The 18,507-nt window shown below is 61.6% G+C and carries 21 protein-coding genes and 1 other RNA gene; 13 read left to right on the top strand and 9 right to left on the bottom strand.

The features are described from left to right. Positions 1 to 49: 49 nt before the first annotated feature. Positions 50 to 529, bottom strand: a complete 480-nt coding sequence (locus ACTYOL_RS22415; protein ID WP_054893981.1) for an Lrp/AsnC family transcriptional regulator — start codon at positions 527 to 529, stop codon at positions 50 to 52. Positions 530 to 656: 127 nt separating this feature from the next. Here ACTYOL_RS22415 and ACTYOL_RS22410 point away from each other — a divergent pair, with 127 nt between their 5' ends. Continuing rightward, positions 657 to 1,862: a methionine gamma-lyase gene (locus tag ACTYOL_RS22410; RefSeq protein ID WP_444757069.1), complete on the top strand. Its 1,206-nt coding sequence runs from the start codon at positions 657 to 659 to the stop codon at positions 1,860 to 1,862. Positions 1,863 to 1,924: 62 nt separating this feature from the next. Here the strand turns inward: ACTYOL_RS22410 and ACTYOL_RS22405 are convergent, their stop codons facing one another. Continuing rightward, on the bottom strand, positions 1,925 to 2,362 hold the full coding sequence (locus tag ACTYOL_RS22405) for a YhcB family protein (RefSeq protein WP_054893983.1): 438 nt from the start codon (positions 2,360 to 2,362) through the stop codon (positions 1,925 to 1,927). 135 nt (positions 2,363 to 2,497) lie between these two features. Between ACTYOL_RS22405 and ACTYOL_RS22400 the strand changes: the two genes are divergently transcribed. The 3 genes from ACTYOL_RS22400 to zapE all read left to right on the top strand — a co-directional run bounded on the left by ACTYOL_RS22400 (position 2,498) and on the right by zapE (position 5,687). Further along, positions 2,498 to 3,133: an alpha/beta hydrolase gene (locus ACTYOL_RS22400; RefSeq protein WP_444757068.1), complete on the top strand. Its 636-nt coding sequence runs from the start codon at positions 2,498 to 2,500 to the stop codon at positions 3,131 to 3,133. A 25-nt stretch (positions 3,134 to 3,158) separates the two neighbouring features. Beyond that, positions 3,159 to 4,508, top strand: a complete 1,350-nt coding sequence (locus ACTYOL_RS22395; protein ID WP_444757067.1) for a tryptophan--tRNA ligase — start codon at positions 3,159 to 3,161, stop codon at positions 4,506 to 4,508. Between the two features lie 84 nt (positions 4,509 to 4,592). Next, positions 4,593 to 5,687 carry a cell division protein ZapE gene (zapE, locus tag ACTYOL_RS22390; RefSeq protein ID WP_054893986.1) on the top strand — a complete coding sequence of 365 codons (1,095 nt, stop codon included), beginning with the start codon at positions 4,593 to 4,595 and terminating at the stop codon, positions 5,685 to 5,687. A gap of 61 nt (positions 5,688 to 5,748) precedes the next feature. Here the strand turns inward: zapE and ACTYOL_RS22385 are convergent, their stop codons facing one another. Both ACTYOL_RS22385 and ACTYOL_RS22380 read right to left on the bottom strand, forming a co-directional pair. Beyond that, complete coding sequence (locus tag ACTYOL_RS22385) at positions 5,749 to 6,645, bottom strand: GlxA family transcriptional regulator (RefSeq protein ID WP_172964850.1); 897 nt, start codon at positions 6,643 to 6,645, stop codon at positions 5,749 to 5,751. A 237-nt stretch (positions 6,646 to 6,882) separates the two neighbouring features. After that, on the bottom strand, positions 6,883 to 7,923 hold the full coding sequence (locus tag ACTYOL_RS22380; RefSeq protein ID WP_112899090.1) for an NADP(H)-dependent aldo-keto reductase: 1,041 nt from the start codon (positions 7,921 to 7,923) through the stop codon (positions 6,883 to 6,885). A gap of 257 nt (positions 7,924 to 8,180) precedes the next feature. Here ACTYOL_RS22380 and rplM point away from each other — a divergent pair, with 257 nt between their 5' ends. The 7 genes from rplM (at position 8,181) to ACTYOL_RS22345 (ending at position 13,049) form a co-directional block, all read left to right on the top strand. Further along, positions 8,181 to 8,609 carry a 50S ribosomal protein L13 gene (gene rplM / locus ACTYOL_RS22375; RefSeq protein ID WP_054893988.1) on the top strand — a complete coding sequence of 143 codons (429 nt, stop codon included), beginning with the start codon at positions 8,181 to 8,183 and terminating at the stop codon, positions 8,607 to 8,609. A 14-nt stretch (positions 8,610 to 8,623) separates the two neighbouring features. Then, a complete protein-coding gene (gene rpsI / locus ACTYOL_RS22370) occupies positions 8,624 to 9,016 on the top strand; it encodes a 30S ribosomal protein S9 (protein WP_054893989.1) in 393 nt (130 codons plus the stop codon). 262 nt (positions 9,017 to 9,278) lie between these two features. Next, positions 9,279 to 9,872, top strand: a complete 594-nt coding sequence (gene petA / locus ACTYOL_RS22365; protein WP_054893990.1) for a ubiquinol-cytochrome c reductase iron-sulfur subunit — start codon at positions 9,279 to 9,281, stop codon at positions 9,870 to 9,872. Further along, positions 9,872 to 11,083, top strand: coding sequence for a cytochrome b (locus ACTYOL_RS22360; RefSeq protein WP_054893991.1), 1,212 nt, complete (start codon positions 9,872 to 9,874; stop codon positions 11,081 to 11,083). Before petA ends, ACTYOL_RS22360 begins: the two co-directional genes overlap by 1 nt. Further along, a complete protein-coding gene (locus ACTYOL_RS22355) occupies positions 11,083 to 11,862 on the top strand; it encodes a cytochrome c1 (RefSeq protein ID WP_054893992.1) in 780 nt (259 codons plus the stop codon). Before ACTYOL_RS22360 ends, ACTYOL_RS22355 begins: the two co-directional genes overlap by 1 nt. Before the next feature lie 121 nt (positions 11,863 to 11,983). Continuing rightward, the gene (locus tag ACTYOL_RS22350) at positions 11,984 to 12,607 is read left to right on the top strand and encodes a glutathione S-transferase N-terminal domain-containing protein (RefSeq protein WP_153773195.1); all 624 of its coding nucleotides are present in this window, start codon (positions 11,984 to 11,986) and stop codon (positions 12,605 to 12,607) included. A gap of 10 nt (positions 12,608 to 12,617) precedes the next feature. Then, on the top strand, positions 12,618 to 13,049 hold the full coding sequence (locus ACTYOL_RS22345) for a ClpXP protease specificity-enhancing factor (RefSeq protein ID WP_197891839.1): 432 nt from the start codon (positions 12,618 to 12,620) through the stop codon (positions 13,047 to 13,049). 46 nt (positions 13,050 to 13,095) lie between these two features. Here ACTYOL_RS22345 and ACTYOL_RS22340 read toward each other — a convergent pair whose 3' ends face one another. The 5 genes from ACTYOL_RS22340 to ACTYOL_RS22320 form a co-directional block, all read right to left on the bottom strand. Beyond that, entirely contained in the window at positions 13,096 to 13,314 is a 219-nt protein-coding gene (locus ACTYOL_RS22340; RefSeq protein ID WP_063546018.1) for a YgdI/YgdR family lipoprotein, read from the bottom strand. Between the two features lie 80 nt (positions 13,315 to 13,394). After that, positions 13,395 to 13,973 (bottom strand): BON domain-containing protein, encoded by a 579-nt coding sequence (locus ACTYOL_RS22335; protein WP_063546017.1) that lies wholly within the window; start codon positions 13,971 to 13,973, stop codon positions 13,395 to 13,397. Next, a complete protein-coding gene (locus tag ACTYOL_RS22330) occupies positions 13,970 to 14,563 on the bottom strand; it encodes a phosphoheptose isomerase (protein WP_054893997.1) in 594 nt (197 codons plus the stop codon). Before ACTYOL_RS22330 ends, ACTYOL_RS22335 begins: the two co-directional genes overlap by 4 nt. Positions 14,564 to 14,651: 88 nt before the next feature. Next, positions 14,652 to 15,023, bottom strand: a complete 372-nt coding sequence (locus ACTYOL_RS22325; RefSeq protein ID WP_054893998.1) for a YraN family protein — start codon at positions 15,021 to 15,023, stop codon at positions 14,652 to 14,654. Then, entirely contained in the window at positions 15,023 to 16,840 is a 1,818-nt protein-coding gene (locus tag ACTYOL_RS22320; protein ID WP_444757066.1) for a penicillin-binding protein activator, read from the bottom strand. The genes ACTYOL_RS22325 and ACTYOL_RS22320 overlap by 1 nt, the downstream gene beginning before the upstream one ends. Before the next feature lie 187 nt (positions 16,841 to 17,027). Between ACTYOL_RS22320 and rsmI the strand changes: the two genes are divergently transcribed. Both rsmI and rnpB read left to right on the top strand, forming a co-directional pair. After that, positions 17,028 to 17,903 carry a 16S rRNA (cytidine(1402)-2'-O)-methyltransferase gene (gene rsmI / locus ACTYOL_RS22315; RefSeq protein WP_112899087.1) on the top strand — a complete coding sequence of 292 codons (876 nt, stop codon included), beginning with the start codon at positions 17,028 to 17,030 and terminating at the stop codon, positions 17,901 to 17,903. 67 nt (positions 17,904 to 17,970) lie between these two features. Beyond that, positions 17,971 to 18,330, top strand: an RNA gene (gene rnpB / locus ACTYOL_RS22310) — RNase P RNA component class A. Positions 18,331 to 18,507 lie beyond the last annotated feature (177 nt).

Below are 18,507 nucleotides of genomic sequence, written 5' to 3'. Positions count from 1 at the left end.
AAAACTCCGCTACTGGTGTCGTCCAGGGCTGGCACCCTGTGCAAGACGCCTAGATATGCTTCTCCCCCACCGGAATCACCCGCCTTTCCTTCACGGCCTTGTACGAAAAGCTCGAATAGATTTCCTTCACCCCGGGCAGTGTCTGCAGCACTTCGCGGGCGAATTCGCCGAAAGACTCCAGGTCCCGCGCAAGGACCTCCAGGAGAAAGTCATAGCGCCCCGAGATGTTGTGGCAGGCGACGATTTCCGGGATTTCCATCAGGCGCTTCTCGAAGGCGCGGGCAGCGTCCTTGTTGTGCGATTCCATCATGATGCTGACGAATGCAGTGACACCAAAGCCCAGAGACTTGGGCGAAAGGATGGCCTGGTAGCCGGTAATGTAGCCGCCTTCTTCCAACAGCTTTACCCGACGCCAGCAAGGTGAGGTGGTCAGGGCGACTTGGTCGGCGAGGTCGGCGACGGTGAGGCGGGCGTTGTCTTGCAGGGCGCCAAGCAGGGCGCGGTCGGTTCGGTCGAGAGGGGCTGGCATGGTGTGCCCTTTTTTCGGTCTGATTGTTGTTTTTGTTCCAGAACTGCCGATGTTCACGGGGCAATTTGGAAAAAAATCCGGTGTGCCAAGGCATAAGCTTAGAACAAACAACAAGGAGGCTGTTGTCATGCGCGCCACTGTCGACAAGACCGGTTTTTCCACGCGGGCCATTCACCATGGCTACGACCCGCAGTCCCACGGTGGTGCGCTGGTGCCGCCGGTCTACCAGACCGCGACCTACGCTTTCGAAAGCGTCGAGTATGGTGCGGCCTGTTTTGCCGGCGAGCAGGTCGGGCATTTCTACAGCCGTATCTCCAACCCGACCCTGGCCCTGCTCGAGCAGCGCATGGCTTCGCTTGAAGGTGGCGAGGCGGGCCTGGCGCTCGCCTCGGGGATGGGCGCCATCACTTCAACGCTGTGGACGCTGCTGCGTCCCGGTGATGAGCTTATCGTCGGCGATACCCTGTATGGCTGCACCTTCGCTTTCCTGCACCATGGCATCGGCGAATTCGGCGTCAAGGTGAAGCATGTCGATCTGAACGATCCCGCCGCGCTCGAGGCCGCGATCACCTCCAATACACGGATGATCTATTTCGAAACCCCGGCCAACCCCAACATGCACCTGGTGGACATCGCCGCAGTGGTGGGCGTGGCGCGCCAGCATGAGCTGCTGGTGGTGATCGACAACACCTACTGCACCCCCTATCTGCAACGCCCGTTGGAGCTGGGCGCGGACCTGGTGGTGCATTCGGCGACCAAGTACCTCAGTGGCCATGGCGATATCACCGCCGGGCTGGTGGTGGGGTGCAAGGCGCTGATCGACCGCATTCGTCTGGAAGGCTTGAAGGACATGACCGGCGCCGTGCTGTCGCCGCACGACGCATCGCTGCTGATGCGCGGTATGAAAACCCTGGCCCTGCGCATGGAGCGCCATTGCAGCAATGCCTTGCGCGTGGCGCAGTTTCTGGAGCGGCATCCGCAGGTCGAGCTGATTCACTACCCAGGCCTGCCGAGCTTTGCGCAGTTCGGCCTGGCGCAGCGGCAGATGCGTTTGCCGGGCGGGATGATTGCCTTCGAGCTCAAGGGTGGCATCCAGGCGGGGCGACGCTTCATGAACGCGTTGCAGCTGTTCAGCCGTGCAGTGAGCCTGGGCGATGCCGAGTCGCTGGCGCAGCACCCGGCGAGCATGACCCATTCGAGCTATACGCCCGAGGAACGGGCGCAACATGGGATCTCCGAGGGGTTGGTGCGGTTGTCGGTGGGCCTGGAGGATGTCGACGACCTGCTGGCGGATCTTGGGCAGGCCCTCGGGAGCCGTGTTCGAGTTGAGTGATGGCCACTTCTCACGGGTACAAAAAAAGGCCGCTTTACGCGGCCTTTGTCATGCTTGCTGGGTCAGCGCTTGAGGCCATAGCTCTCGTCGAGCATGCCCGGCGAGTTCGGCGCCTTGGGCGCGTAGTCGCGTGGGACTTCGGCGGTATCCTTCGGCGGTGTCAGGCGATCGCGCGGACCTTGCGCGGCTTCGGAGTGCAACGAAGCGAGCAGGCGCTGACGGGTCAGTTCGTCCAGGGCCAGGCGATTGGCCCCGTCGGCCAGGTGATCCTGCACATCCTGGTAGCTCTGGGTCAGTTTCTTGACCAGCGAAGCGGTGCTGTTGAAGTGGGTGACCACTTCGTTCTGGTAATTGTCGAAACGCTGCTGGATGTCGTCCAGCTGGCGTTGCGTACTGCTGGGAGCCGCGTTGGGGAGAAGGCGGGCCAGGGCGAAACCGACGACGACACCAACGACCAGTGCCAGGGTCGGCAGCAACCAAACAAGGAGCGAGTGTTCCACGAGTCCTTCCTCTATAAACGGCTTTGCTTTACGTTAACGGCTCAGACCTGCGCTGTATACCGCGAGCAATCGCAAATCAGAACAGAATTCCCCCTCTAGACGAATCGACCCCCCTCGAGGTCACGGAGTAGTGCCTTGCTTGTCCGCGAAACCCCCTTGTTCATCGACGGCCCCTGTGGCCCGCTGGAAGCCTTGTACCTGGACGTGGAAGATGCCCGCGGCGTGGTGCTGATCTGCCACCCCAACCCGGTCCAGGGCGGCACCATGCTCAACAAGGTGGTCTCGACGCTGCAACGCACGGCTCGCGATGCCGGCTACAGCACCCTGCGCTTCAACTACCGTGGCGTCGGCCAGAGTGCCGGCAGCCACGACATGGGTGCTGGCGAAGTGGCTGATGCCGAGGCCGCCGCGGCCTGGCTGCGCGACAAACACCCTGAGCGGGCGCTGGTACTGATGGGCTTCTCGTTTGGGGGCTTCGTCGCCGCCAGCCTGGCTGGGCGCCTGGAGGCCGATGGGGTGACGCTGCAACATCTGTTCATGATTGCCCCGGCGGTGATGCGCCTGACCGAGCAGTTCCCGCTGGCGCAGCAGTGCCCGATCACCGTGGTCCAGCCTGACACCGACGAGGTGGTCGACCCTGCGCTGGTCTATGAATGGTCCGACACACTGACGCGCCCCCATGAGCTGCTGAAAGTGGCAGAATGCGGACACTTCTTCCATGGCAAGCTGACCGATCTGAAGGATCTGGTGCTGCCGCGTCTTTCGAACTGAGCCAAGCCTGAATAAGCGATCACCCATGACCACGCGCATTCTCACCGGTATCACCACCACCGGCACCCCGCACCTGGGCAACTACGCCGGTGCCATCCGCCCGGCGATTCTCGCCAGCCAGCAGCCCGGTGCCGACTCGTTCTACTTCCTGGCCGACTATCACGCCCTGATCAAGTGCGACAACCCGCTGCGCATCCAGCGCTCGCGCCTGGAAATCGCCGCCACCTGGCTGGCCGGCGGCCTGGATCCGGACAAGGTCACGTTCTACCGCCAGTCCGACATTCCCGAGATCCCCGAGCTGACCTGGCTGCTGACCTGCGTGGCTGCCAAGGGCCTGCTCAATCGTGCCCACGCTTACAAGGCCTCGGTCGACAAGAACCTGGAAAACGGCGAAGACCCGGATGCCGGTGTGTCCATGGGCCTGTACAGCTATCCGGTGCTGATGGCTGCCGACATCCTGATGTTCAATGCGCACAAGGTCCCGGTCGGTCGTGACCAGATCCAGCACGTTGAAATGGCCCGTGACATCGGCCAGCGCTTCAACCACCTGTTCGGCCAAGGCAAGGAGTTCTTCGTCCTGCCCGAGGCGGTGATCGAGGAGAGCGTGGCCACGCTTCCGGGCCTGGACGGTCGCAAGATGTCCAAGAGCTACGACAACACCATTCCGCTGTTCACCAGCGCCAAGGACATGAAGGACGCCATCTCGCGCATCGTCACCGATTCGCGTGCCCCAGGCGAGGCGAAGGATCCGGACAACTCCCACCTGTTCACCCTGTACCAGGCCTTCGCCAGCGCCGCACAAGCCGGCGAGTTCCGCGAAGAGCTGCTGCAGGGCCTGGGCTGGGGCGAGGCGAAAAACCGCCTGTTCCAGTTGCTCGACGGCCAGTTGGCCGAGAAGCGCGAGCACTACCATCAACTGATCTCGCGGCCGTCGGACCTGGAAGACATCCTCCTGGCCGGCGCCGCCAAGGCCCGCAAGATTGCCACGCCGTTCCTCGAGCAGTTGCGCGAATCGGTGGGCCTGCGCTCCTTCCGCAGCAGCGTCCAGGTCAACGCCGAAGTGAAGAAGAAGGCCGCCAAGAGCGCGCGCTTCGTCAGCTTCCGCGATGAAGACGGCAGCTTCCGCTTCCGCCTGCTGGCCGCCGATGGCGAGCAATTGTTGCTGTCGCGCAGCTTCGCCGACGGCAAGAGTGCAGGCGCGGTGAGCAAGCAACTGCAGCAGGGTGGCGAGGCGGATGTGCGCGTAGATGGCCTCGGCTTCAGCCTGTGGCTCGATGGCGAGCAGGTGGCCGACGGGCCGCAGTTCGCCGATGCAAGCGCCCGTGATGCGGCGGTGCTGAGCCTGCGTGAGGCGTTGGCGCCCCAGCAGGACTGAGGCATATTGACACAAGTCTGATTGCCATTAAGCGGGCCGGTCGCTACAGTGACGGCCCGTTTTTTGTTGCCTCGCTAACGAATCATGACGCCCCTAGAACGATATCAAGCAGATCTGAAACGCCCCGATTTCTTCCATGACGCGGCGCAGGAAACGGCTGTGCGTCACTTGCAGCGCCTGTACGACGACCTGGTCGCCGCGCAGAACAACAAGCCGGGCGTGTTCGGCAAGCTGTTCGGCAAGAAGGAGCAGACGCCGGTCAAAGGCCTGTATTTCTGGGGCGGGGTGGGGCGTGGCAAGACCTACCTGGTCGACACCTTCTTCGAGGCGCTGCCGTTCAAGGAGAAGATGCGCACCCACTTCCACCGCTTCATGAAGCGTGTGCACGAGGAAATGAAAACCCTCAAGGGTGAGAAGAACCCGCTGACCATCATCGCCAAGCGCTTCTCCCAGGAAGCCAAGGTGATCTGCTTCGATGAGTTCTTCGTGTCCGACATCACCGATGCGATGATCCTCGGCACTTTGATGGAAGAGCTGTTCAAGAACGGCGTCTCGTTGGTGGCGACCTCCAACATCGTGCCGGACGGCCTGTACAAGGACGGCCTGCAGCGTGCGCGCTTCCTCCCGGCCATCGCCATGATCAAGCAGTACACCGATGTGGTGAACGTCGACAGTGGCGTCGACTATCGCTTGCGCCACCTGGAGCAGGCCGAGCTGTTCCACTTCCCGCTCAACGAAGCTGCCCACGAGAGTCTGCGCGCCAGTTTCAAGGCACTGACCCCCGATTGCACCCAGGCGGTCGAGAACGACGTGCTGATGATCGAGAATCGCGAGATCCACGCGTTGCGCACCTGTGACGACGTCGCCTGGTTCGACTTCCGCGCCCTGTGCGACGGTCCGCGTAGCCAGAACGACTACATCGAGTTGGGCAAGATCTTCCATGCCGTGCTGCTGAGCAATGTCGAGCAGATGGGCGTCACCACCGACGACATCGCCCGCCGCTTCATCAACATGGTCGACGAGTTCTATGATCGCAACGTCAAGCTGATCATTTCGGCCGAAGTCGAGCTCAAGGACCTCTACACCGGCGGGCGCCTGAGCTTCGAGTTCCAGCGTACCCTAAGCCGACTGCTGGAAATGCAGTCCCACGAGTTCCTGGCTCGCGCGCACAAACCCTGAAGCCATGCCTGACCCCTGGCAGGCGCGGGCTTGGCGCACCCGCTAGGGGAGGTTGGTGTTCTCAGGCTTCCTGCATGAACTGCTGCCGATACTGGTTCGGCGACAGTTCAGTGTGCTGGCGGAAGAGTCGGGCGAAGAAGCTCGCGTCGTCGTATCCCACCTCATAACTGATGGTCTTGATGCTCTTGCGGGTGCTCGAGAGCAGGCCCTTGGCTGTCTCGATGCGCAGGCGCTGCAGGTAGTGCAGTGGCTTGTCCCCGGTCGCGCTCTGGAAGCGGCGCATGAAGTTGCGGATGCTCATGCCATGGTTGCGCGCCACGTCCTCGAAACGGAACTTGTCGGCGAAGTGCTCCTCCAGCCAGTGCTGGATCTGCAGGATGATCAGGTCCTGGTGCAGCTTCTGGCCGCCAAAGCCCATGCGCCCCGGCGTGTAGTTGCGCTGCACTTCGTAGAGGATGTCGCGAGCCACCGCCCGCGCGACGTTGGCGCCGCAGAAGCGCTCGATCAGGTAGATGTACAGGTCGCAGGCCGAGGTGGTGCCGCCGGCGCAGTACAGGTTGTCGGCGTCGGTCAGGTGCTTGTCCTGATTCAGGCGGATAGTGGGGAAGCGTTCGGCGAAGCTGTTGAAGAAACGCCAGTAGGTGGTCGCCTCCTTGCCATCGAGCAGGCCTGACTCTGCGAGCCAGAACACGCCGCTGGCTTCACCGCACAGCACGGCGCCACGGGCGTGCTGCTCACGCAGCCAGGGTAGGACTTGCGGGTAGCGGGCGAGCAGGTTGTCGAAGTCGTCCCAGAACGCCGGGAGGATGATCACATCGGCGTCACCCAGGCCACTGTCCACGGGGAGTTGTACGTCGCTGAAGCTGTCCACCGGCTGGCCGTCAGGGCTCACCAGGTGAATTTCGAACATCGATTGCAGCCCCAGGCCCAGTTGCTTGCTGTAACGCAGGCTGGCCAAGTGGAAGAAGTCCTTGGCCTGCATCAGTGTCGAAGCGAACACCTTATCAATGGCCAGGATGCTGACGCGCCGCAACGACGCGGAGGGTTGGGTAAACATCATTGTCATTGTTCTTATAGGGTAGAGTGGTCAATCACCGGCTGGATCGTCTTATTTTTTGGCGATTGTGTCTACCCCGAAGAAATGCGCTGCCTTCTTCGCGGGCCTACCTGCGAAGAAGGCAGCAATGCTATCGCCTCAAGGCGCCGGATTCGGCTGCCCTTGGTGAATCGCCTCGATCGCCGCCAGCAGTTCGTCGCCAAGTTTCAGTTCGATGCTTGCCAGGTTGCTGCGCAACTGCTCGAGGCTGGTCGCCCCGATGATGTTGCTGGTCACGAACGGCTGGCGGGTGACGAACGCCAGGGCCATCTGCGCCGGATCCAGGCCATGTTCGCGGGCCAATTGCACGTAGCGGCTGCAGGCGGCCACGGTCTGCGGGTTGGAGTAGCGGGCGAAGCGGCTGAACAGGGTCAGGCGTGCATTTTCAGGGCGCGCGCCGTTTTCGTACTTGCCCGACAGCATGCCGAAGGCCAGCGGCGAATAAGCCAGCAGGCCGCACTGCTCGCGGATCGCTACTTCCGCCAGGCCCACCTCGAAGCTGCGATTGAGCAGGTTGTAAGGGTTCTGGATCGAAACTGCACGTGGCCAGCCCCGGCTTTCGGCCAGGTGCAGGAACTTCATGGTGCCCCACGGCGTTTCGTTGGACAGGCCGATGTGGCGGATCTTGCCGGCGCGCACTTGCTCGTCGAGCACCTCCAGCGTTTCCTCCAGCGGCGTGAACAGGTCGTTGGGCAGGTGCTGGTAGCCCAGCTTGCCGAAGAAGTTGGTCGAACGTTCCGGCCAGTGCAGTTGGTAGAGGTCGATGCGGTCGGTCTGCAGGCGCTTGAGGCTTTCGTCCAGCGCGGCGACGATGTGCTGGCGGTTGTGCTTGAGCTGGCCGTCGCGGATATGGCTGATGCCGTTGCCGGGGCCGGCGACTTTGCTGGCGAGGATCCAGTCGTCACGGTCGCCATTGGCGGCGAACCAGTTGCCGATGATGCGTTCGGTGGCCGCGTAGGTCTCCGGGCGCGGCGGCACCGGGTACATTTCGGCGGTATCGATGAAGTTGATGCCGGCGGTCTTGGCCAGGGCGATCTGCTCGAAGGCCTCATCCTGGACGTTCTGCTCACCCCAGGTCATGGTGCCCAGGCACAGTGCGCTGACGTTGAGGTCGGTACGGCCGAGCTTGCGGTATTCCATCGGAAGGCTCTCTGCTGGACAAAGAAACCATCAAAGCAGGTTGAAAATCTTTGCGCAATCTGGATAATGCTGGGCCTCTCCGTGTGGCGGAAGTGATGCACCACCACGCAGGAAGAACCCCGTCGATCATGGGCGTGCCCGACCCGAGCCCCCAAAAGCGTCCGTGCTCGGCTGCGCGCTTGCCCTTGGCAAGTTGTGCACTATCCAGTAAGATTCGCCGTCTATTTTTCGCTGGGCGGCCTCTGAGGCTTTAGAGAATGAAAACTTTTACTGCTAAACCGGAAACAGTAAAGCGCGAGTGGTTCGTAATCGATGCCGCTGGTCAGACCCTGGGTCGTCTGGCTACCGAAATCGCTACCCGTCTGCGCGGCAAACACAAGCCTGAGTACACTCCTCACGTTGACACCGGCGACTACATCGTCGTCATCAACGCCGAGCAGGTTCGTGTAACTGGTGCCAAGTCTTCGGACAAGATGTACTACTCCCACTCCGGCTTCCCAGGTGGCATCAAGGAAATCAGCTTCGAGAAGCTGATCGACAAGGCCCCTGAGCGCGTCATCGAGACCGCGGTCAAAGGCATGCTGCCGAAGAACCCGCTGGGTCGCGACATGTACCGCAAGCTGAAAGTGTACGCGGGTGCTACCCACCCTCACACTGCTCAGCAGCCTCAAGAACTGAAGATCTAACGGGATAGTTCATTATGTCGGCGACTCAAAATTACGGCACTGGCCGTCGCAAGACCGCAACCGCTCGCGTTTTCCTGCGTCCGGGTACTGGTAACATCTCCATCAACAACCGTCCTCTGGACACTTTCTTCGGTCGCGAAACCGCTCGCATGGTTGTTCGCCAGCCGCTGGAACTGACCGAGACCGTTGAGAAGTTCGACATCTACGTCACCGTCGCCGGTGGTGGTGTCAGCGGTCAGGCCGGTGCTATCCGCCACGGTATCACCCGCGCCCTGATGGAATACGACGAAACCCTGCGTGGCGCTCTGCGTCGTGCTGGCTACGTCACCCGCGACGCTCGTGAAGTCGAGCGTAAGAAAGTGGGTCTGCGTAAAGCGCGTAAGCGTCCTCAGTACTCCAAGCGTTAATACCGCTTCGGCAGTCGAAAAAGCCCGGTTCCTTGGAACCGGGCTTTTTTTATGTCTTGAACTAACCTGTCAGCATGTCCGGGCCGAGTTGCCACATAGACGCAGATCAAGCAAAGCGAGGGTTGTAGCCCGAACCAGGGGTAATCACCTTGTCAGTGTGTGGATTTGTTTCTTACCATGGCGGCCAATTTTTAGCGCCACAGACATTACTAATAGACGCCTGATCCAGCGGGCGAGAAGAAAGCTGATGGGAGAGGACTGAATGAGCAATGACGGCGTCAACGCAGGCCGGCGCCGCTTCCTCGTAGCTGCCACATCCGTGGTGGGGGCTGCGGGGGCAGTGGGGGCTGCGGTACCGTTCGTGGGGTCATGGTTCCCCAGTGCCAAGGCGAAAGCCGCTGGGGCACCGGTGAAGGTCAACATCGCCAAGGTAGAGCCCGGGCAGCAGATGGTTGCCGAATGGCGTGGTCAACCGGTGTTCATCGTGCGACGAACGCAAGAGATCCTCGGCAATCTGAAAAAGATCACCGCAGACCTGTCCGACCCCGAGTCCAAGGCTTCGGTGCAGCCGACCTACGTCGATCCCGAGGTCCGCTCGATCAAGCCTGAAATCCTCATTCTCGTTGGCTTGTGCACCCACCTGGGGTGCTCGCCGACTTTCCGTCCGGAAGTCGCCCCCGCCGACCTCGGTCCTAAGTGGGTCGGTGGCTATTTCTGCCCTTGCCATGGCTCGCACTACGATTTGGCAGGTCGCGTCTACAAGTCGCAGCCAGCCCCGCTCAATCTGCCAGTGCCGCCGCACTCGTACGAGTCGGACGACATCATCGTCATCGGCGTCGATCAGGAGAACGCATGATGAGCAAGTTCATGGACTGGATTGACGCTCGCTTCCCCGCCACGAAAATGTGGGAAGACCACCTGAGCAAGTATTACGCGCCCAAGAACTTCAACTTCCTGTACTTCTTTGGCTCTCTCGCGCTGCTGGTGCTGGTCAACCAGATCGTCACGGGAGTCTGGCTGACCATGAGTTTCACGCCCTCGGCAGAAGAGGCCTTCGCCTCGGTCGAGTACATCATGCGCGATGTCGAGTACGGCTGGATCCTGCGCTACCTGCACTCCACCGGCGCCTCGGCGTTCTTCATCGTGGTCTATCTGCACATGTTCCGCGGGTTGCTCTACGGCTCCTACCAGAAGCCCCGTGAACTGGTGTGGCTGTTCGGCATGCTGATCTACCTGGCGCTGATGGCCGAGGCCTTCATGGGTTACCTGCTGCCGTGGGGGCAGATGTCCTACTGGGGCGCCCAGGTGATCATCTCGCTGTTCGGTGCCATTCCGGTGATCGGTGATGACCTCACTCAATGGATCCGTGGTGACTACCTGATCTCCGGCATCACCCTGAACCGCTTCTTCGCCCTGCATGTGGTAGCGCTGCCGATCGTCATTCTCGGGCTTGTGGTACTGCATATCCTGGCGCTGCACGAGGTGGGTTCGAACAACCCGGACGGTGTCGACATCAAGAAGCACAAGGACGAAAACGGCGTACCGCTGGATGGCATCCCCTTCCACCCGTACTACACGGTGAAAGATATCGTCGGGGTCGTGGTATTCCTCTTCGTGTTCTGTGCTGTGGTGTTCTTCTTCCCGGAAATGGGTGGCTACTTCCTGGAAAAACCGAACTTCGAGCAGGCCAACGCCTTCAAGACGCCCGAGCACATTGCGCCGGTGTGGTACTTCACGCCCTTCTACGCGATCCTGCGGGCGGTGCCTGACAAGCTGTTCGGTGTCATCGCCATGGGCGCGGCGATCGCGGTGCTGTTCGTGTTGCCCTGGCTCGATCGCAGTCCGGTGCGCTCCATGCGCTACAAGGGCTGGTTGAGCAAGATCTTCCTGCTGGTGTTCTGCGTGGCCTTCATCATTCTCGGCGTGCTCGGTGTACTGGCGCCTACGCCCGGACGGACCCTGCTGTCCCAGGTCTGCACCGTGCTGTATTTCGCCTACTTCCTGCTGATGCCGTTCTACACAAGGCTCGAGAAGACAAAACCGGTTCCGGAAAGGGTGACTGGCTGATGAAAAAGTTTATTGCAGTAATGTTCCTGGCATTGATGCCTGCCTTATCCTTTGCTGCCGAGCAGGGTGTGGAGCTGCAGAAGGTCGATATCGACCTGACTGACAAGGCCGCGTTGCAGGATGGGGCGCGAACCTTCGCCAACTATTGCATGGGTTGCCACAGCGCCAAGTTCCAGCGTTACGAGCGGGTTGCCGATGACCTCGGCATCCCCCACGAGCTGATGCTCGAAAAGCTGGTGTTCACGGGGGCAAAGATTGGCGATCACATGAAGATCGGCATGCAGCCCAGCGATGCCAAGACCTGGTTCGGTGCGGCGCCGCCCGATCTCACGTTGGTCGCCCGCGTGCGGGGTAACGATTGGCTGTACAGCTACCTGCACAGCTTCTACGAAGACAAGTCGCGCCCTTATGGGGTGAACAACAAGGTCTTCCCGAACGTGGGCATGCCCAACGTGCTGGTCGGGCTGCAGGGCAACCAGGTGATTGGGTGCAAGCAGATCCAGACAGTGGTCGACGGCAAGAAGCAATTCGACCCGCTGACTGGCAGTCCTTTGACCCATGAAGCCTGTGACCAGCTGACCATCGAGCCGAAATCCGGTACCCTGACGCCCGAGCAGTTCGACGAGAAGGTCAAGAACCTGGTGACCTTCCTGGCCTATTCGGCCAACCCGGTCAAACTGGAGAGTCAGCGCATCGGCACCTATGTCCTGCTGTACCTGGCTTTCTTCTTCGTGTTCGCCTACTTGCTCAAGCGCGAATACTGGAAGGACGTGCACTGATCACGCAGTAGTTTCTGGTAGTTGAACGCGCCCTGGGGCGCTCCTGCGCAATCGCGAGGAGCCTTCCAGGGCGCGTTTGCATTTGCAGTTTCACAAGCATCCCCATGCGAGGAGGAGCTACATGGGCGCGACCAACAGGTTAGCCTGCTATTCCGACCCCGCTGACCATTATTCTCATCGGGTACGCCTTGTTCTCGCCGAGAAGGGCGTCAGTGTGCAGATCATCGACGTCATCGCCGATCGTCTGCCGCCCAAACTGATCGAAGTGAACCCCTATGGCAGCGTGCCAACCCTGGTCGACCGCGACCTGGCGTTGTACGAATCGACCGTGGTGATGGAATACCTCGAGGAGCGTTATCCTCATCCGCCGCTGATGCCGGTATACCCGGTGGCGCGCGGCAACAGCCGCCTGCTGATGCACCGTATCCAGCGTGACTGGTGTGCACTGGCTGATGTCATTCTCGATCCGCGTGCCGCCGAGGCTGCGCGTGGCGAGGCGCGCAAGACGCTGCGCGAGAGTCTGACTGGTGTCTCGGCGCTGTTCGGCGAGTTTCCCTGCTTCATGAGCGAGGAGCAAAGCCTGGTCGATTGTTGTCTACTGCCCATACTCTGGCGATTGCCGGTCCTGGGTATCGAACTGCCGCGGCAAGCCAAGCCGCTGCTGGATTATATGGAGCGACAGTTCGCCCGCGAGCCTTTCCAGGCGAGCCTGTCCGCTGCTGAACGTGAAATGCGCAAGCTTTAAGGAGCCGTTGATGAACTCCAGTCGCCCCTATCTGGTTAGAGCACTGTACGAGTGGATCGTCGACAACGATTGCACCCCCCATATGCTGGTCAATGCCGAGTATCCGGCGGTCCAGGTGCCCCAGGGATTTGCCAGCGATGGCCAGATCGTCTTGAACATCTCGCCCAGCGCCGTGCGTAACCTGCACATGGACAACGACGCGGTGAGCTTCGAGGGGCGCTTCAGTGGCGTGGCCCATTCGCTCTATGTGCCGGCAGGCGCGATCCTGGGTATCTATGCTCGAGAGAATGGCCAGGGCATGGTGTTCGAGCTGGAGCCGCCGTTGATGGATGGCGAAGAGCTCGGTGACGAAGGCGTCGAGCCTGATGATGATGGCCCGCCGGAGGGGGGTGGCCAGCCGCCGCGACCCACTGGGCGGCCGAGCTTGAAAGTGGTCAAGTAATAAAAAAGGCGATCCATCCGGATCGCCTTTTTTATTCAAGTTCGGATTACAGGTCCTTGATCGTGCGGACCTGGTCCTTGTTGATGCGGGTCGGCTTGCCGTCCAGCTGCTTGAATTCGTAGAAGCCCGAATCTTTGTCGAACTTTGGCGTGTCGAGCGTCTGCAGCTCGCGGCCGTCGTTGAGGGTGATCGTGCTCGGGGTGGAGCAGCCGGCCAAGGTGGCGAAGGCGGTGATGGCGAGAAGGGACAGCAGGGACTTCTTCATGGGCTTTCCTGGGTTGTTTGCGGCAATACCTGGTGCGATGGGCCACAGCGCGCATTCATCGCGCGCCGTGGCCCTGGATATCAATCGATGTACTCGAACAGCTTGACGATCTTCTGTACGCCAGAGACACCTTGAACCACGTTGGTGGCGGCGTTGGCTTCCTGCTGGGTGACCAGGCCGAGCAAGTAGACGATGCCGTTCTCGGTGATCACCTTGATGCGCGAGCTGGGCACGTTGGCGTCACCGATCATCTGGGTCTTGATCTTGGTGGTCAGCCAGGTGTCGTTGTTGCGTGCCAGGATCGACGAGGGCTGCATCACCTGCAGTTCGTTATGCACCTTCTTGACCCGTTGTACCTGGCCGGCGGTCTGCTCGGCGAGGCTCTTCAGGTCGGCGCGCGGGGTCTGGCCGGCGAGCAGTACGATGCCGTTGTAGCTGCTGACGACGATGTGCGAGCCCTTGTCCAGGTCTGGGCTTGCCTTGGCCACATTGACCGAAACCTTGGTTTCGATCAGCGAATCGTCGATCTTGCTACCAATGGTGCGTGTGCCGCGGTCATCCTCGATCGGCGAGTTGCGGGTCGAGGTCAATACCGAGCTGCAGCCGGAAATACCGAGGCACAGGGTCAGGGCCATGAGGCCGAGGCGCTTGGGGATCATTCTTCACTCCCGAACAGTTGGCTGTCGATCAGATCGCACAGGCAATGGATCGCCAGCAGGTGGACTTCCTGGATGCGCGCAGTGACCGTGGAGGGGACGCGGATCTCCACATCCTCGGGCAGCAGCAGCGAAGCCATACCGCCGCCGTCACGCCCGGTCAATGCTACGACAATCATTTCACGATCATGTGCGGCCTGGATCGCCTGAATCACATTGGCCGAGTTGCCGCTGGTGGAGATCGCCAGCAGTACATCGCCTGGTTGGCCCAGGGCGCGGATCTGCTTGGAGAAGACTTCGTTGTAGCTGTAGTCGTTGGCGATCGAGGTGATGGTCGAGCTGTCGGTGGTCAGGGCGATGGCCGGCAGGCTCGGACGCTCGCGCTCGAAGCGGTTGAGCAGTTCCGAGGAAAAATGCTGGGCGTCACCCGCCGAGCCGCCGTTGCCGCAGGCGAGCATCTTGCCCTCGTTGAGCAGCGCGTTGACCATGACCAGGCTGGCCTGCTCGATGTGCGGTGCCAGGATGTCCATTGCCTGTTGCTTGGTATCGATGCTGGCCTGGAACAGCCGGCGAATTCGGGATTGCATGTCCATCTGGTGTGACCTTAAGTGCGGCGGAGGCCTGCGCGACGCGCGACAGGGGCCAGCCCGCGAAACATAGAGCAAAGAAATCGGAATGGGTTCAGCATTCGAAGGCGTTTTTCAGCCATTGAAGCGGCCGACCTGCATGGTGGCTGCCCTGCAGGGCGACTACGTCGAAGCGGCAGGGGTGATCGGCCCAGCGGGGCTCCTTCAGCAGGAACATGTTGGCGGCAAGCGCCAGACGTTTCTGCTTGCGCCCGTCGATACTTCCGACGGCGCCGCCGAAGTCCACGTGCAAGCGGTAGCGGACTTCGACGAATACTACTGTATCGGCGTCGAGCATGACCAGATCAAGCTCGCCTCCCTTGCATCGCCAATTGCGCGTCAGCAGCTGCAGGCCTTGCCCTCGAAGATAATCGAGGGCTTGGTTTTCTGCCGCGAGCCCGGCGCTGGTAGGCGAGGCGTCGGGCATCAGCGAGCAGTGTCCGGCAGGCGCTTGACCTGGCCGCCGGAGAACTCGGCCCAGGGCAGTTGGCGCTCGATACGCTGGTTGGCGTTGATGCTCAGGCTGCCGGACAGGCCCTCGACGCGGTTGTCAGGCAGCGCCTTGAGCTGGCCGAGGCGTGGCGCCAGGCTATAGGCATCGACCCCCATGGCGTACAGGCGACCCAGGCTGCCGGCAGCCTGCGGCCACTGCTGGACCACCTGCTGGCGCAGGCTGTTGGTGTTGTCCAGCAGCCATGGGGTTTCGCAGAAGCGAATGCCGTTCATGTCGTTGTACTGGTTCACGTCTCCACTGGCGCTGTAGAGGTTGGAGGTCGCATAGACCGGCACGTCACCCGCGTACTGGAAGTTGAGGGTCGGCTTGATCTGTTGGGCCTGCTGCGGGGTGGCAGCGAGGAAGATGAAATCGATGTCCTGGCGACGCGACGGTTGTGCGGCGACATTGCCACTCACGGCACTCTGCAGGCTCTTGGCGCGACCTTCGCTCTGGCGCAGCTGGAACAGATCGGCGATCTGTTGAGCCAGGGCCACCGGCTGGGCGATGCGCTCGGCAGCGAGCAGGGTGCCGCCGTTGCCTTCCCAGTCCTGGCGGAAAGCTGCGAGCACGCGGTCGCCCCATTCGCCGCTCGGCACCAGGGCCACGGCGCGGACCAGGCCGTCTGCGCGGGCACGGCGAGAGACTTCGCGGGCTTCGTCCTCGGCGGCGAGGCCGAACTGGAACAGTTGTGGTGGCGATTTCTGCCCGGCCTCGGCGTAGTTCAGCGCCAGGGTGGTGATGGGCAGTTGCGGGTAGTCGGCGAGTTTCTTCACCAGTGGTTTTTCGAGCGGACCGATCACCAGCTGTACGCCGGCCGCCTGGGCCTGGCGATAGAAGTCGTCCAGCGAGGTGAGGCGCGAGCTGTCGAAAACCTGAACCGCCGGCGCTGGCTGACCGGATTGCTGGGCCTGGAAGTGGGCTGCCATGAAGCCGTCGCGCAGTGCACGGGCTACACCGGCCAGCGGGCCTTCCTGTGGCAGCAGCAGGGCGATCTTGGTCAGCGGCTGGCTGGCCAGTTGCTTGAGTTTGACCAGTGCGTCAGGCAACTGCTTGGCGGCCGGATGATCGGCATGTTGCTGGCGCCAGTTATCGATGGCGGCCTGCTGCTGTTCCAGGGTGCCGGCGCTCTTGACCGCCAGGGCCAGGCTGGTCCAGCCGGCGAGGGTCGGGTTGCTGGCCGGTTGCTGCAATTGGTCGGCGGGCAGCGAGGCTACCAGCGACCAGATGGCATCGTTGTTCTTGGCTGCGGCCGGGCCGCTGAGCAGTGGGGCGAGCAAGGCGCGCTGCTGGGCAGCAGGAAGTGCCTGGCCGTCGGCTTCGAGGGCTGCAGCATGCACGCTATAGGTGCGTACCTGCAGCTCTTCGGGCAGCTCGCCGACACGTTGCAGGCTTGGGTGCGACAGTGCGCCGAGGGCGGCTTTGGGCTGGTTGCGGCTCATCGCCAGTTCGGCGGCCAGGGTGCTGGCGAACACCTGTTGCGCGGGTTTGAGCGTGTCCAGTGGAACCTGCTCGAGGATGCGTGCGGCGCGTGGGAAGTCCTTCTGCCGGTAGGCCATGTCGGCGGCGCTCAGGCGCAGCAGCGCGGCGTCTTCGACGGACTTGCTGGAAGCCGCCTTCTCGAGCAGTTGCTCGATGCTGGCGTCCGGGGTGCGTGGCAGTTCGCCCAGGCTGGATGAGGGCGAGCTGGCGCAGGCTGCCAGCAGGGCAGCGAGACAGAGGGCTGTGAGCAGCCGCAGGCAAGCGATCATGTAAGGGTCCTGTTACTCGATCAAGTTGGCCGGCAATTGTACCCAAGCGCTGGCCGGGGCGCGATCTTGCTGACGCTGATCCTTCACTATAGGTCGCATGTCAGGGGATGGCGGCCAAGTTCTTTGCGCCTTGTTGCGGGCGCTCGGGCTACAATGGCGCCTTTGATCGGCAAGGCAGGTGTGTGCAGTGACTGATGTTGCAGGGGTTCCAAAATCCATAGCGGGTACGCTTTACGTCGTTGCGACGCCCATCGGCAACCTCGACGACATGAGCGCCCGGGCACTCAAGGTGCTGGCCGGCGTGGCGCTGATCGCGGCCGAGGATACCCGCCATTCTGTGCGCCTGCTTCAGCACTTCGGCATCGAGACGCCGCTGGCGGCCTGTCATGAGCACAACGAGCGCGACGAAGGCAGTCGCTTCATCACGCGCTTGCTGGCGGGGGACGATGTGGCGCTGGTGTCCGACGCCGGCACACCGCTGATTTCCGATCCGGGCTATCACCTGGTGCGCCAGGCGCGGGCTGCCGGGGTGAGGGTGGTGCCGGTGCCAGGGGCGTGTGCGCTGATCGCTGCGCTGTCGGCAGCAGGGCTGCCCTCTGATCGCTTCATCTTCGAGGGCTTCCTGCCGGCAAAGGCTGTCGGGCGCCGTGCGCGACTGGAGCAGGTCAAGGAGGAGCCCCGGACCTTGATCTTCTATGAGGCGCCGCATCGCATCCTCGAATGCCTGGAGGACATGGAGGCGGTATTCGGGGGTGAGCGCCCGGCCGTTCTGGCGCGAGAGCTGACCAAGACGTTCGAGACGCTCAAGGGGTTGCCGTTGGCCGAGTTGCGCGCCTTTGTCGCAGCGGATACCAATCAGCAGCGTGGGGAATGCGTGGTGCTGGTCGCGGGCTGGAGTGCGCCGCAAGACGATCAGGCGATCAGCAGCGACGCCATGCGTGTGCTGGACCTGCTGCTGGCAGAATTGCCGCTCAAGCGGGCGGCGGCATTGGCGGCGGAAATCACCGGGGTGCGCAAGAATCTTCTTTATCAAGCGGCGCTGGATAAACAGAAAAGCCATTAATGGCGTAATGATATTATTTGCGGTATTGCTTGTTCTTGCTCGCGCCTGCCGTTACCCTTACCGGCGGAGAGTCGATCGGACAGTCGCTGCCTGCATTTGTTCCGCAAAAGCAGGGGGAGGAAAGTCCGGGCTCCGCAGGGCAGAGTGCCAGGTAACGCCTGGGAGGCGCGAGCCTACGGAAAGTGCCACAGAAAACAACCGCCTAAGCACTTCGGTGCCGGTAAGGGTGAAAAGGTGCGGTAAGAGCGCACCGCGCGACTGGCAACAGTTCGTGGCTAGGTAAACCCCACTCGGAGCAAGACCAAATAGGGTTCCTTATGGCGTGGCCCGCGTCGGAACCGGGTAGGTTGCTAGAGGCGTCCAGTGATGGCCGTCGTAGAGGAATGACTGTCCTCGACAAAACCCGGCTTACAGATCGACTCTCCACCTCTTCTTTCCCTGCTTGAATCGATAGCAGATCCCTCCTGGTAATGCCGAAAAGTTCTTACTCTTGATAATTCACTTTAACTTCACACTCTATCCGTTTGAGTGCGCTTGATTTTTCCCGCCAGTTTTTTCTCCCGGTAGTCCTTCCGCCTTCCTTTGTTGCGCTAAATCTCGGTCC

Origin of the sequence: Pseudomonas sp. A014 (assembly GCF_052378495.1) — a bacterium.
In the GTDB taxonomy this organism is placed as follows: domain Bacteria; phylum Pseudomonadota; class Gammaproteobacteria; order Pseudomonadales; family Pseudomonadaceae; genus Aquipseudomonas; species Aquipseudomonas machongensis.
Note: the sequence above shows the minus strand (reverse complement) of the source record. Positions and strands in the feature narration are given on the sequence as shown.